This window comes from Francisella halioticida, assembly GCF_002211785.1.
In the GTDB taxonomy this organism is placed as follows: domain Bacteria; phylum Pseudomonadota; class Gammaproteobacteria; order Francisellales; family Francisellaceae; genus Francisella; species Francisella halioticida.
The window spans coordinates 1,008,953-1,022,427 of record NZ_CP022132.1; the positions used below are offsets into that span (position 1 = coordinate 1,008,953).

A 13,475-nucleotide genomic window follows, 5' to 3' on the forward strand; every position below is an offset into this window, starting at 1 on the left:
ATGATTTCAAAAGTTAAAACTTTTTGAGGATAATTATGAAACAAACCACTCTACTCGTAATTCTTGATGGCTGGGGCTATAGCGAGAGCGATTATTTCAATGCTATTAGAAATGCAAATACTCCAACTTGGGATAATATATGGCAAGAATTCCCCAAAACACTTATTGATGCCTCTAGTTTATCAGTAGGTCTTCCTAGAGGGCAAATGGGGAACTCTGAGGTTGGGCATGTAAATATAGGTTCTGGTAGAGTTGTTTATCAAGAGCTTACAAAAATTGATAAAGCTATAGAAGATAAAACTTTTGGTGAAAATCAGGTAATTTGTCAGGCAATTGATAATGTTAAACAAAATGACTCAAGTTTGCATTTGATAGGGTTACTTTCTCCAGGAGGAGTTCATTCTCATGAAGAGCATATATTTGAGATAATAAAAATTGCCAAGCAAAAAGGTGTGAAGAGGGTATATTTACATGCATTTTTAGATGGTAGAGATACACCTCCTAGATCTGCAGAAGACTCAATTAAAAAAGCCGATAAACTATTGCAAGATTTAAATTTAGGATATATCGCTAGTGTTTCTGGACGATACTACGCTATGGATCGAGATAATCGTTGGGATAGAGTAGAAAAAGCATATAATGCTATAGCAAATGCAAAAGCTGAATTTATATATAACAATGCTTTAGAAGCATTAGAGCAATCGTATGCTCGTGAGCAATCTGATGAATTTGTAATACCTACTTGTATCAAAAAAGACGATAAATTAGTGAAAGTTCAGGATAATGATAGTGTTATCTTTATGAATTTTAGAGCTGATAGAGCTAGAGAAATCAGTCATGCTTTTGTAGATAAGACTTTTGATGATTTTCCAAGATCAAAATATTTAAATATTAATTTTACAACACTTACAGAATATGATTCTAAACTTGAGTGTGCTGTAGCATTTCTTCCAGATCAACCAGTTAATACTCTTGGTGAAGTGTTGATGAAAAATCACAAAACGCAGCTAAGAATAGCAGAAACAGAAAAATATCCTCATGTAACTTTCTTTTTTAACGGTGGTAAAGAAGATCAGTTTGAAGGTGAAGATAGAATTCTGATTCCATCTCCAAAAGTAGCTACATATGATTTACAACCAGAAATGTCGGCACCAGAAATTACAGATAATTTGGTTGAAGCTGTAAAAAATAGTAAATATGATTGTATAATATGTAATTATGCTAACTCTGATATGGTTGGGCATACTGGAAATTATGAAGCCGCTATGCGTGCAATAGAGTATCTTGATCAGTGCTTAGCCAAGTTAAAAGATATAGTACTTGAGCATAATGGTAATATGTTTATCACAGCTGATCATGGTAACGCAGATATGATGCTAAATCCAGAAACTCAAAAGCCTTATACTGCTCATACAACAAACCTTGTACCTTTTGTATATGTAGGTCATAAGGAAGCAGAAGTAGCTATAAAAGATGGCAAACTTTCTGATATTGCACCAACGATACTCAATGTAATGGACATACCTCAACCTAAAGAAATGACAGGTAAAACTATTTTTAAATTTGAAAAATAAGGATTTTATGCAAAATGCTTGATGCAAAACATATTAAAGATAATTTACAAGAGGTAGCTGAGAAACTCGCAACAAGAGGTTATAGACTTGATGTTTCAGAGTTTGAGGCAAAAGAAGCGAAAAGAAAGCGGTTACAAGAAAGAACCCAAGAACTTCAAGCCGATAGAAATACTATCTCAAAGGAGATTGGTAAGAGAAAAGCAAAAGGTGAAGATGCTAGTGATGTTTTTACCAAAGTTAATGAGATAAATGAAGAACTCAAAATAGTTGAAAAAGATTTAAAAATACTGCTTGAGGATATTAATCAAGTTTTATTAAGTATGTCAAACATTCCGGCTGACGATGTACCTGTAGGTAAGAATGAGGATGAGAATGTAGAGGTAAGAAGATGGGGAACTCCACGTGAATTTCATCCTGAAGCTAAGGCAAAAGATCATGCTGATATTGGTGAAATGCTTAAAATGATAGATTTTAAGGCGGGGGCAAAGATTACAGGTAGTCGTTTTGTCGTCTTAAAAAGCAAGATAGCTAAGTTACATCGTGCTTTAGCTCAATTCATGCTTGATATGCATACTGAGAAACATGGCTATGAAGAAGTTTATGTACCATATATGGTGAATAATGAAAGTTTGTATGGTACAGGCCAGTTACCAAAATTCTCCGAGGATCTTTTTAAATTAGAAGGAGATTTTGAATATAGCTTGATACCTACAGCTGAAGTTCCTGTTACAAACTTAGTTAGAGATGAAGTATTAGATACTGAATCTTTGCCAAAATATTATACAGCTCATACTCCTTGTTTTAGAAGTGAAGCAGGATCTTATGGTAGAGATACTAAAGGAATGATTCGACAACATCAGTTTGAGAAAGTTGAGCTAGTTCATATAACAATTCCAGAAAAAGGTGAAGAATCCTTAGAACTGTTAACTTCTCATGCTGAAAAAGTTCTACAAAAGCTAGATCTACCTTATAGAGTAATGAAGTTGTGTACTGGTGATATGGGCTTTAGTGCTAAGAAAACTTACGATTTAGAAGTTTGGTTACCATCTCAAAATACTTATAGAGAAATATCTTCTTGTAGTTGGTGTGGTGATTTTCAAGCTCGTAGAATGAAAGCTAGATACAAAGATTCATCAATGAAAAAACCCAAATTAGTTCATACTTTAAATGGCTCTGGTTTAGCTGTTGGTAGGACCTTATTAGCTGTTATTGAAAATTATCAGCAAGAGGATGGTTCTATTATGGTTCCTGAGGCGCTTGTAAATTATATGGGTGGAATTTCAGTTATTAAATAAAAATGATAAGTATGTTTGTAACATTAATAGCAGCAGTAATACCGCTAATTATTGCCATTGCTTTGAAATCGACTTATTTTAAAGAAAGATTTGATAGACATAGCTTTAATAAATATAGATATGATGAGCTTGAAGTTACATTTGAGTATTGCTCAAATAAAAATAATCCAAGTTCAGTCAAAAAAATAAAAGCTTATAAATATAAACTTTTATTTGATATCGCTGATATTCGAAAAATCTTTGTACGTATTTATCTTATTAATTTTCTTACTGATAATGAGATTAATTCATTGTTTTTATTAGATCTTATTAAATTAGGTAAGGAAAAATAGGTTATATTGCCTATTATAAGAAAGCCTGGTATTGTTAAACTAATAAAAATAACAGTGCTTTTATTTGTAATAACTATTTATATAATGTTAATGGCTTATTTATACTATATGTTTATTAACTCTCTAGATATTAACTATTATATTTTTATATATTGAAATTATCAAATATCTTTTAATTTCTCTTTATATTGTTTATAAGGTTAAAAGAAAATCTTTAGTTTTAAAAAGAAAGCACTATTATAAGAATGATTTCAAAGAACTTAGTAAATATTTCTAGAGCTAGATTTATTCTATTCTTATTTTAATAATGATATTATTTCTAAATTAGATATTGTTAGACAAAGAGATTAAATATGCATTTAGCTGGTATTGAAGCAGGGGGTACAAAGTTTTTTACAATTATTGGAGACATAGATGGTAATGTTATAAAGCGTCATCGTACAGATACTACAACTCCTGAGCAAACAATGGCTGAAGTTTTAGAAATCTTAAAAGGTTATCAAAGTAAGTATGATATACATACTGTAGGTGTTGGATGTTTTGGACCAATTGATATTAATATTAAGTCTGAAACTTATGGTTATATTACAAATACGCCTAAAATTGCTTGGCAAAATTTTGATATAGTCAGTGCTATAAGGTCAGTTTATTTAGGACCAGTCGGTTTTAATACCGATGTGAATGCTGCAGCTATTTGTGAGCATGTCTGGGGATGTGCTAAAGGTTTAGATAATCTCTTATACTTGACAGTAGGTACAGGTGTCGGTGGTGGTATCATATGTAATAATCAATTAGTACAAGGAGCGATGCATCCTGAGATTGGTCACTTAGTTATATCACAAAATCCAAATGATGATTATGCTGGTTGTTGTCCATTTCATGGTAATTGTGTTGAAGGACTGGCATCTGGTACAGCACTGAATAAAAGGTGGCAAGTTAGTTCAGCTAGCAAGCTTCCAGATGATCATATTGCATGGCAATTTGAAGCAGAGTATTTAGCAAAAGCTCTTGTTAACTATATATATGCGTTTTCTCCTGAGAAAATAATTCTAGGAGGTGGGGTTATGCATAAAACAATTCTTTTTGATATGATACGCAAAAATGTAGCACAGTATTTAAATGGCTATCTTGATTATCCAGCATTGAAAAATATGTCAAAATTTATCGTTCCAGCATCCTTTGGAGATAATACTGGTGTTAAGGGATCATTAGCTTTAGCTTTAGAGACATTTAATAACTCTAAATAATAAATTACTCTTATATTATGATACATTTGCTGTTAAAATTTTGAATAAATTAATTTTTAGCCAAGAAACATTGATAAAAAAAGTACTTGCTAATCGTATATTATCAAAATCTTTACAAACAATGGTAGTTCAAGCCTTGGGTCAGGCCTGTGCATTTATTACAGCTATATTGTTAGCTAGACACTTAGGTGTCAATGATTATGGATACTACATCTTTGGAGTTACAGTTGCTACAATTCTAGCTGTTGTTGCTACGATGGGGGCCGGTGGAATATTAGCTAGAACCTGGGGTAAATCAAACTTAGTAGGCTATGATAGGAATAAAGAAACATTTTCAGTACACAACTGGTACTTTAAAAGAGGCTTTGCATTTATTATTTGTATAGTAATTCTTGTTATTTTTTATAATCATCAAGAGAGTGATTATAATTATGTAGAAAATTTTGCGCTTTTATTTGCTGTACCATTTTTTATGGCAAATATATTTCAATCCTTTTTTGTGGCAAAAAGAGTTGTTGTTGTTGCTAATTTGTTGCAATTTGGCTTAAGATTAATTATGTTGTTTCTAACAGTATTTTTTATGTTTTTTTATATAACAAGTACAGCTATGTTAGTTGGTTGTATGATGATCTTTATGACTGTTTATATAACAACAGTATGGCTTTTACAAACATCTAAATACTCTTTTGAAAGTCTAAAGCCGATAGGAAGTAATCTGTCTTTTGCTCTTATGCAATGGGGACTTTTGTTATTATCACAAATTGATATTTTAATCCTTAAAGGTTTATCAACATCATCGAATGTTGCATTGTATGGAGTAGCTTTACAGTTAGGCGTACTAGTTAGTTTCGTCTTAAATGCAGTTAACTCGAACGTTTTATCACAGATTGCAGATGATTATGAAAATTGTTCTAGAGAAGAATTTCAAGTAAGAATAACCTCTTATACTCAGATTATATTTATTTTATCTATATTTGCTATAGTTGGACTCATAATATGCGGTTACCCTATAACTCTACTTTATGGAGATGAATATGTGGTTTCATATTTCATATTTTGTATTTTAATGGTTGGTCAAATTGTAAATGTCCTTTCTGGTTGTGTTGCAACAATACTTAACATGGCGGGTTTTGAGAAAACTACATGTTTTGCTTTTTATGTGGCATTAGCTGTTAATATTATATTTGGAATTATTTTTACCATCTATGGCGGGGTATATGGTTTAGCAGTAGCCTCTAGTTTGTCTATGATATATTGGAATATACATCTTCTTTATAAGGTGGTTACTAAGATTGAAGTTAATCCAACAATTTTTATATTTAGATAGAGTTATTTAGCAGAGCCACCATTATCATCTTGAGCAGCATTATTTAATTTTTTTGAGATGTTATTTACAGCTGAATTAACGCTGTTTTTTGCTTTGGTTACCTTTTCATTCTTTATGTTAGATACTAGAATCAATGAACCTACTATTAACAATAAAATAATGAGAGGTATATTTAACTTTCCAATTATTTTTTTGAGATATTTTTTCATAATAAAAGTACTATTTATTTTAATACTTTAAATTAGAATGGGGCAGGTTTACTTTTCTTGTCTGTTCCATTGTCAAAGCCTTCTTTAAAATTTTTAATTTTATTCTGTGTATTTTTAGTCGTTTTATTTATAGATTCTGATGCTTGGTTAGCTTTATCTACAATTGAGTCTTTAGCTTCATTTGAGTTATTAACTACTGCCTCAGATGCTCTAGAAAACTCATTTTTGATTTTACTAGAAATTTGATTCATATAAGCTGACGATTGATGGGCTTTATTTTGTATAATTGTTTTAGTTTTACTAGCCATTGACTTGACTGACTCAGAAGTGTTTTTGTAATATTCTTGCATGGTGTTTTGGGAATTACTAATTGCATTACCTAATGCTTCACCAGTATTGTATGATTCATTTGGTGATGCATTTGCTACTAGAGGCAACGTTGTAAAAGCTAAAGCTATTAGTTTAATATATAATTTTTTCATGAATATCTCCTTTAAAAGTCAATTAGCTCATTCCATGAGCCGCTTGTACAGAACTGTTTGTATTTTCACCACTTACTTGACTATTAGCTTTATTAAGCTGAGCTTTTGCATCCTCAGCTTGAATATCGTTAGCTAGCTGACTAGTTTGGTTTGCTTGAGTAGGATCCACTAGTGATGAGTTAGCAGTATAAACTTTTTGTTGGTATGCTTGGGATAATAAAGGAAAGCTTATTAATCCTAATACAACTAGATGTATGTATTTTTTTTCATCTTTGCCTCACTTATTTTTAATAGCTTCAATATGAAAAATTACCATAAAAGTTATAAATTTGCTAGATTTATAAAAGGTTATGTAATACTTATACATAAAGTTTACTTATTGGTTATGCTATAATTTAAAAAGTTAAAATTTTTAGAATTTCCTATAATGATTTCAGAAGCTTCAAAAGAAGATAAAAAATCAGCTAGAAGCTGGCTTAAAGATGTTGCTCTTCCAGCTAAAAAATGGATTAAGTTAACAATAACAATAGCCTTTTTAAGTGGGATGTTACTAATTGGTCAGTTATACTTATTGGCCCATATTTCATATGATGCTTATTTACAAAAATCAAGTTTAGTGGAGTTAAGTAGTTATTTCATTGGAATAGTCTTGATTGTTATTGTTAGAGCAGGATTAAGCTGGTTAAGGGAGATAGTTAGTTATAAAGCAGCAATAATTGTTAAAAAGCAGATTCGTGAAGATATTATTGTGCATATAAATAAGCTTGGACCAATACAGTTAAATAAAACTTCAAATGCTAATGTAATAAGCAGTGCTATGGAGCAAGTAGAGGGTTTAACAGGTTTCTTAACTAAATTTTTGCCTCAGATAACTCTTTCAGGGCTTATGCCTTTAGCTATATTAGTATTTATATTTCCACAAAGTATAGTTTGCGGAATAATTTTATTAATATGCGCACCTTTGATACCTCTTTTTATGATAATTGTTGGTTTAGGTGCAGAGTCTGAAAATCAAAAACATTTTAAAACTCTCGCTAGAATGAGTATGACTTTCTTAGATACTTTAAAAGGGCTTACAACATTAAAGCTTTTTAATAAAAATAAATCCCATAATCAAATAATCCACGAGGCATCTGATACTTATAGAGTTCGGACTATGAAAGTTTTAAAGATAGCTTTTTTATCATCTGCTGTCTTAGAGCTTTTTGCAGCAGCCTCAATTGCTTTGGTAGCTATATACTTAGGAATGGGTTTTATAAATGCTGGAGCAGATAATAATATTTGGTGGGCATTACATAACTTAAATCTTCAAGGGGCATTATTTGTACTTTTATTAGCACCAGAATTTTTCATGCCACTACGTGAATTAAGCACTCATTACCATGCAAAGGCTGAAGCTGTTGGAGCTGCTTTGGAGATATCGAAGATCTTTGAGATGCGACCTTCATCTATAGATAGGAATACCATATTTAATGATAAGGTCAATAGTATTTATCTACAAAACTTAACAGTTAAATATGGAGATGAAATAGCAATTAATAATATTTCTCTAGAAATAAATAGGGGAGAAAAGGTTGCAGTAGTAGGAGCTAGTGGAGCTGGTAAAACTACGTTAATAAATACTTTACTTGGCTTTATAGAATATCAAGGTAACATTCTAATTAACGATGATGTGGAGCTTAATAAGATAGAGGAAAAATCTTGGTTAAAAAATATATCTTGGCTTGGACAAAACTCTTCGTTATTTAAAGGTTCAATTAGAGAAAATTTATTATTAGCAAATATAAACGCTACAGATGATGATATTAATAAAGCAGCTATGGATACTGATTTAAAAGATTTTATAGATTCACTAGATAAAGGCTTTTTGACACAAGTTGGTGAGCAAAATATTGGTGTATCAGGAGGGCAAGCTCAAAGACTTGCTTTAGCTAGAGCTTACTTAAAACCTCATGATATCTTGATTTTAGATGAACCCACAGCAAGCTTAGATAAAACTAGTGAAGAGAAAATTATTAGCTCATTAGTACAAAATTGGCAAGATAAGACTGTCATTATACTAACTCATAAATTAAATTTCTTAGAATGCGTTGATAAAATAGTTGTTTTAAATAATGGGCAGATATCTGAAATAGGTTCTTTTGATAAGTTAGTTAGCAATAAAAATAGCTACTTTTATCATTTCTATAAGAATGAGGTGACAATATGAAAAATTTAATTCCTTTTATAAAACTATTTAAAAATCAAGCTCAGTGGATGCTATTAGGTACATTATTAGCTTGGTCTGCAATACTTATGGGTATTGGACTAATGTCATTATCAGGCTGGTTTATTTCGTATACTGGTTACCTAGCTACAACAACCTACGCTATAGCAACATCATTTAATTATTTTTATCCAGCGGCTGGGGTGCGCTCTTTTTCTCTGGGTAGGATTGTCAGTAGATATGGCGAGAGAGTCTTAACTCATGAAGCTACTTTTAGAATTTTAACAGATATACGTGTTTGGTTTTATGAAAAATTAGAACCTTTAGCCCCATCGCATTTACATAAATATAAAAGTGGTGATTTACTTACAAGATTAGTTAATGATATAGCTGCTTTAGATAATTTATATGTGCGTATTTTATCTCCAACGATAGTATTTATTTTGGCATCAGTTACCGTAGCACTATTATTCTGTTTTTTTAGTTTTACATTAGCCTTATTAACTTTTGTAGCATTACTCTTTATAGGTTTTGTTATTCCCTTATTTAGTAGTGTCCTTGCTATGAAAAAATCATATAGTCTTAACAATATTAGTGCAGAGTTGAAAACAAATATTACAGAACATGTAAACTCTCTTGCTGAGCTAAAAATATTTGATTTGGATGGTAAACATTTTGAAAAAATAAGACAACAAAATTCAAACTTACTCAAGCAAGAAGAAAAAATTAGTATTATAAGTGGTTTTAGTAGTGCACTGATGACTTTAGCATTAGGTTTAACAGTAGTTATGGTAACTATATTTGCAGTTAATCTAACTCAACAAGGATATATCAACGGAGCTTTTATTGCTTTAATATTTCTTGCTATTATGGCTGTTTTTGAGTCAATTATGCCTTTACCTCTAGCATATCAATATTTAGGTAAAACTTTATCTGCATCAAGAAGAATCTTAAATATTACTGATGCAAAACCAGATATTGAGTTTTCAGATACCGAGTTAGATGTTAACCAGTCTAATATTGATTTTAAAAATGTTAGCTTTGGCTATACTTCTGAGCAATCTGTGTTAAAAGACTTTTCTTTAGAAATTATAGAGAATCAAAAAGTTGCTTTTTTTGCTCCAACTGGTAGAGGTAAGTCGACAATTATTAATCTACTAGCGAGGTTTTGGGATACTAATAGTGGAGAAATTTTTATTGGAAATAGAAATATTAAAGAATTTAGTGAAGATCAGTTAAGAAATTTAATGACGATAATAAACCAGTCGCCACATATTTTTAATACAACGATTAGAGAAAATTTATTACTTGCTAAATCTGATGCAACAGATGAAGAGCTTAAATCAGCTTTAGAAAAAGTTCAGCTAAAAGATTATCTAGAGTCATTACCAAAAGGTTTAGATACATGGACAGGTGAGCTTGGTAGGCATTTATCTGGAGGACAACAAAAACGTCTTGCTCTTGCTAGAGCTTTCTTACAAGATAAACCTATTCTTATCTTAGATGAACCAACAGAGGGTCTAGATAAAAATACTGAGAACTTGGTATTTAAAAACCTACTAGAGCTTATGAATAGTAAGACAGTTATTTTTATTACGCATAATGCTAAGCTTTTAGATAATTTTGATAAGGTTATAAAATTTTAGGGTGATAAAAGATTGTATTTATAATTAAATAAATTATAATATTTTGATTTTTTTTAAATTTTATAATTTTTTCATAGTATGGAGATTTATTATACAGAAAGTGTCGCTGAGTATCTATATTATTTATTTTTTTAAATATTTATTGTTCACTATAGTTTATATTTAATAGACTGATCATACCCTCCTATTTGGGACACTTAGGTGTTAAGAAAAGGAGGCAAGATGAGATATAATGTCCCCAGAAAAAGCTACTGATTTTAGAAAGATTTTTATTCCTAGATGTTAAACTTAACTAGATAAATTAGGAAATAGATAAATGAGTAAAAAAAGAGTAACGTATACAGCTGATTTTAAAGCTAAAGTAATTATAGAATTGCTAGAAGGCGATATGACAGTTAATGAGATAGCAAGTAAGTATGATTTACTTCATAAAAACGTGCACAATTGGAAGCAGCAATTTTTATCTAATGCTTGCTTAGCATTTGATAAAAGCTCTGTTGTTAAGGAGTATAAGCAGGAAATAGATGAGCTTAGAAAAGATAAAGATGCAACAAGTAAAGAACTAGTCGAGGTAATAGTAGAGAGGGATTTTTTAATGGGAAAGCTAAAAAGCTTGGTATCATCAAATGATAGAGTAAACTCTGTAGATACTAAGCTAGAATTATCTTTAAATAATCAGCTTAAACTATTATCTGTATCTAAGAGTGTGTACTATTATACACCAATATCAAAATTTAGTAGTAATGATGATATTAGACTATTAAATGCAATAGATTTGATACATACTAAACATCCATATTATGGTACGAGAAGGCTAGTAAAGTTGCTAAATAGATTAGGATTTCTAGTTGGAAGGAAGCTAATCAAAAGTGCTATGGAATTCATGGGTATTAAGGCATTGTATCCTAAAAAAAAGAGAACTGTCATTAATAAGCAACACAAGAAATATCCATACTTACTTAATGTATTTAAAAATGAGACGAATCAGGTTGTTATAGATAAAGCTAATAAGGTATGGAGTGCTGATATCACGTATATTAGACTAGAATGTGGGTATGCATATTTAGCAGCCATAATAGATTGGCATAGCAAGAAAATACTAGCTTGGAAGATTTCTAATACTATGGATACACATCTAACAACTAGTGTGTTAAAAGAAGCGTTATTTAAATATGGTAAACCTGATATCTTTAACTCTGATCAAGGAACTCAATATACAGCAAAAGAGCATATTAAAATATTATCTGATAATAAAATAAATAAATCTATGGATGCTAAAGGAAGATCTATAGATAATATTGCAATTGAGAGATTTTGGAGAACACTGAAATATGAAAATGTTTATCCGGCATCATATATAACTATGAAAGAGGCTAAAGTAGGTATCAAAAAATATATTGATATTTACAACAATGAAAGACTACATTCTAGTATTGGATATATGACTCCTGATGAAGTATATTCTGGTATTTTAGATGCTGCATAAAAGCAAGGAATAAAAATATTTTATAAAGTGGTATTGAATAACAGGGACAGTTTATTTTGGGGAATATCCAAATAAACAGTTTACCTACAACCTTCTAGGCAAAGCTTCGCTTTTAAACTACCAGGAGTATAGTACACGCCAGCATGAATTACACCACTATTATGACCACTTTGATGTTTTGCAAGACTATTTTCTTTTTCTAGAATACAAACCTTTAATGAAGGGTATTTTTTTAATAGTTGCCAAGCTGTAGATAATCCAATAATGCCTGCACCAATAATTACTACATTGTAGTTACTCTTCATATTTAACCTTTTATTATAAAATTTAAGACTAGGCATATTGCCATTAAATATATCATTTATTTATGAGGTGATGAATAAAGTTTTATAGCTAAATAGTTGATAGATTTTTAGGATTAGTAATATTAGGCATTAATCTAGCTACTAACATTAATGCTACTAGAACGATACTTACGATTCCAGCTACCCAAGCTAGTCCTATCCCATAGTTACCATTATAATGAGCAGCTATTACTGCTTGAAGAGGAGCATTAATAGAAGCAACAACATTTCCTAGCTGGTAAGCAAATCCTGGTAAAGTTGTTTGAGCTTGTTTAGGAGTTAGCTCATTTAAGTATGTGGGAACAATTCCCCAAGCGCCTTGAACAAAGAACTGCATTAAGACCGCTCCTAAACCAAACCAAATAGAGGCTCCGGCAAATGCCCAAAGAGGTATCACTGGTAATGCTAGTAAAGCAGCTATTAAAATAGCATTTCTTCTGCCTATTTTCTGAGAGAATATACCAAAGAATATACCACCAATAATTGATGAAATATTATAGCATACGGCGATTATACTAACTGTTGTACTATCTAGGTGATGTTGAATGGTTAGAAATGTAGGGTATAAATCTTGTGTTCCATGAGAGAAGAAGTTAAATACAGCCATCATTACTACTATAAAGATGCAGACTTTCCAATTATTCTTAATTGAATGGATAATATCAATAGCAACACTTTTATTCTGTCTTTGTTGTTTTTGTTTAAGCCATACGTCTGAAACAGGTACTTTAAAATATAAGTATGGTAACAAAAATATAAGAGGAATAAGACCTGCTAAAATAAACATACCTTGCCAATCAAAAAAGTTAATAAAGATACCATACACTATAGAAGCTAATAGATAACCAAAAGGATATCCTGCTTGGAATAGTCCAGATATGGCTCCTCTAGCATTTACAGGAGATTGCTCAAATGCTAGTGTTGATGCTACACCCCATACTCCACCCATAGCAATACCATATACGAGTCTAGTAACCATAAAGAATGAAATAGTAGGGGAGAAGGCAGAGATAATTTGTATTATCGAGTAGCTAGCAACGTTAATTAATAGAGTTCTTTTACGACCATATTTTTCTGCAAGTATACCAAATATAAAAGCTCCTATTGGTCTACATATTAGTGTTAGCATTACTGTAAAAGATATTATTGTAATACTAGTGTTAAAGTAGGTTGAGATACGATGAAATAGAAAAACTAATATAAAAAAGTCAAAGGCATCTAAAGTCCAGCTAATAAAACTTGCAGCAACAGTATGCTTTTGATGAGGTTTCCATGATTGCATAACTTTCCTTTTCTCTTACTTTTGCAAATAAAATGTATTCATAAG

The 13,475-nt window shown here is 30.9% G+C and carries 13 protein-coding genes; 8 read left to right on the plus strand and 5 right to left on the minus strand.

Annotation, left to right across the window (positions count from 1 at the left end; translation table 11 throughout):
- The first annotated feature begins 35 nt into the window (after positions 1-35).
- The 5 genes from gpmI to CDV26_RS05455 all read left to right on the plus strand — a co-directional run bounded on the left by gpmI (position 36) and on the right by CDV26_RS05455 (position 5,775).
- Positions 36-1,574, plus strand: coding sequence for a 2,3-bisphosphoglycerate-independent phosphoglycerate mutase (gpmI, locus tag CDV26_RS05435; protein ID WP_088772418.1), 1,539 nt, complete (start codon positions 36-38; stop codon positions 1,572-1,574).
- A 14-nt stretch (positions 1,575-1,588) separates the two neighbouring features.
- Entirely contained in the window at positions 1,589-2,869 is a 1,281-nt protein-coding gene (serS, locus tag CDV26_RS05440) for a serine--tRNA ligase (protein WP_088772419.1), read from the plus strand.
- Positions 2,870-2,871: 2 nt separating this feature from the next.
- Positions 2,872-3,201, plus strand: a complete 330-nt coding sequence (locus CDV26_RS05445) for a hypothetical protein (RefSeq protein ID WP_088772420.1) — start codon at positions 2,872-2,874, stop codon at positions 3,199-3,201.
- Positions 3,202-3,554: 353 nt separating this feature from the next.
- On the plus strand, positions 3,555-4,448 hold the full coding sequence (locus CDV26_RS05450) for an ROK family protein (protein WP_088772421.1): 894 nt from the start codon (positions 3,555-3,557) through the stop codon (positions 4,446-4,448).
- A gap of 70 nt (positions 4,449-4,518) precedes the next feature.
- On the plus strand, positions 4,519-5,775 hold the full coding sequence (locus CDV26_RS05455; RefSeq protein WP_088773460.1) for a lipopolysaccharide biosynthesis protein: 1,257 nt from the start codon (positions 4,519-4,521) through the stop codon (positions 5,773-5,775).
- Positions 5,776-5,777: 2 nt separating this feature from the next.
- On the opposite strand, the gene CDV26_RS05460 is transcribed toward CDV26_RS05455, so the two are convergent.
- The 3 genes from CDV26_RS05460 to CDV26_RS12080 are packed head-to-tail and all read right to left on the minus strand — an operon-like array spanning position 5,778 to position 6,635.
- The gene (locus CDV26_RS05460) at positions 5,778-5,984 is read right to left on the minus strand and encodes a hypothetical protein (RefSeq protein ID WP_088772422.1); all 207 of its coding nucleotides are present in this window, start codon (positions 5,982-5,984) and stop codon (positions 5,778-5,780) included.
- Positions 5,985-6,016: 32 nt separating this feature from the next.
- Positions 6,017-6,466 carry a hypothetical protein gene (locus CDV26_RS05465; RefSeq protein WP_088772423.1) on the minus strand — a complete coding sequence of 150 codons (450 nt, stop codon included), beginning with the start codon at positions 6,464-6,466 and terminating at the stop codon, positions 6,017-6,019.
- Positions 6,467-6,488: 22 nt separating this feature from the next.
- Positions 6,489-6,635 carry a hypothetical protein gene (locus tag CDV26_RS12080; protein ID WP_157671480.1) on the minus strand — a complete coding sequence of 49 codons (147 nt, stop codon included), beginning with the start codon at positions 6,633-6,635 and terminating at the stop codon, positions 6,489-6,491.
- A 258-nt stretch (positions 6,636-6,893) separates the two neighbouring features.
- Between CDV26_RS12080 and cydD the strand changes: the two genes are divergently transcribed.
- From cydD to CDV26_RS05480, 3 genes are all read left to right on the plus strand, one after another.
- Positions 6,894-8,675 (plus strand): heme ABC transporter permease/ATP-binding protein CydD, encoded by a 1,782-nt coding sequence (gene cydD / locus CDV26_RS05470; RefSeq protein ID WP_088772424.1) that lies wholly within the window; start codon positions 6,894-6,896, stop codon positions 8,673-8,675.
- Positions 8,672-10,318, plus strand: a complete 1,647-nt coding sequence (gene cydC / locus CDV26_RS05475; RefSeq protein ID WP_088772425.1) for a heme ABC transporter ATP-binding protein/permease CydC — start codon at positions 8,672-8,674, stop codon at positions 10,316-10,318. Before cydD ends, cydC begins: the two co-directional genes overlap by 4 nt.
- Positions 10,319-10,634: 316 nt before the next feature.
- Positions 10,635-11,804, plus strand: a complete 1,170-nt coding sequence (locus CDV26_RS05480; RefSeq protein WP_088772426.1) for an IS3 family transposase — start codon at positions 10,635-10,637, stop codon at positions 11,802-11,804.
- A gap of 80 nt (positions 11,805-11,884) precedes the next feature.
- On the opposite strand, the gene CDV26_RS05485 is transcribed toward CDV26_RS05480, so the two are convergent.
- Positions 11,885-12,109: an FAD-dependent oxidoreductase gene (locus CDV26_RS05485; protein ID WP_245806521.1), complete on the minus strand. Its 225-nt coding sequence runs from the start codon at positions 12,107-12,109 to the stop codon at positions 11,885-11,887.
- Between the two features lie 88 nt (positions 12,110-12,197).
- Positions 12,198-13,430 carry an MFS transporter gene (locus CDV26_RS05490; RefSeq protein WP_088772428.1) on the minus strand — a complete coding sequence of 411 codons (1,233 nt, stop codon included), beginning with the start codon at positions 13,428-13,430 and terminating at the stop codon, positions 12,198-12,200.
- Between the last annotated feature and the right edge of the window lie 45 nt (positions 13,431-13,475).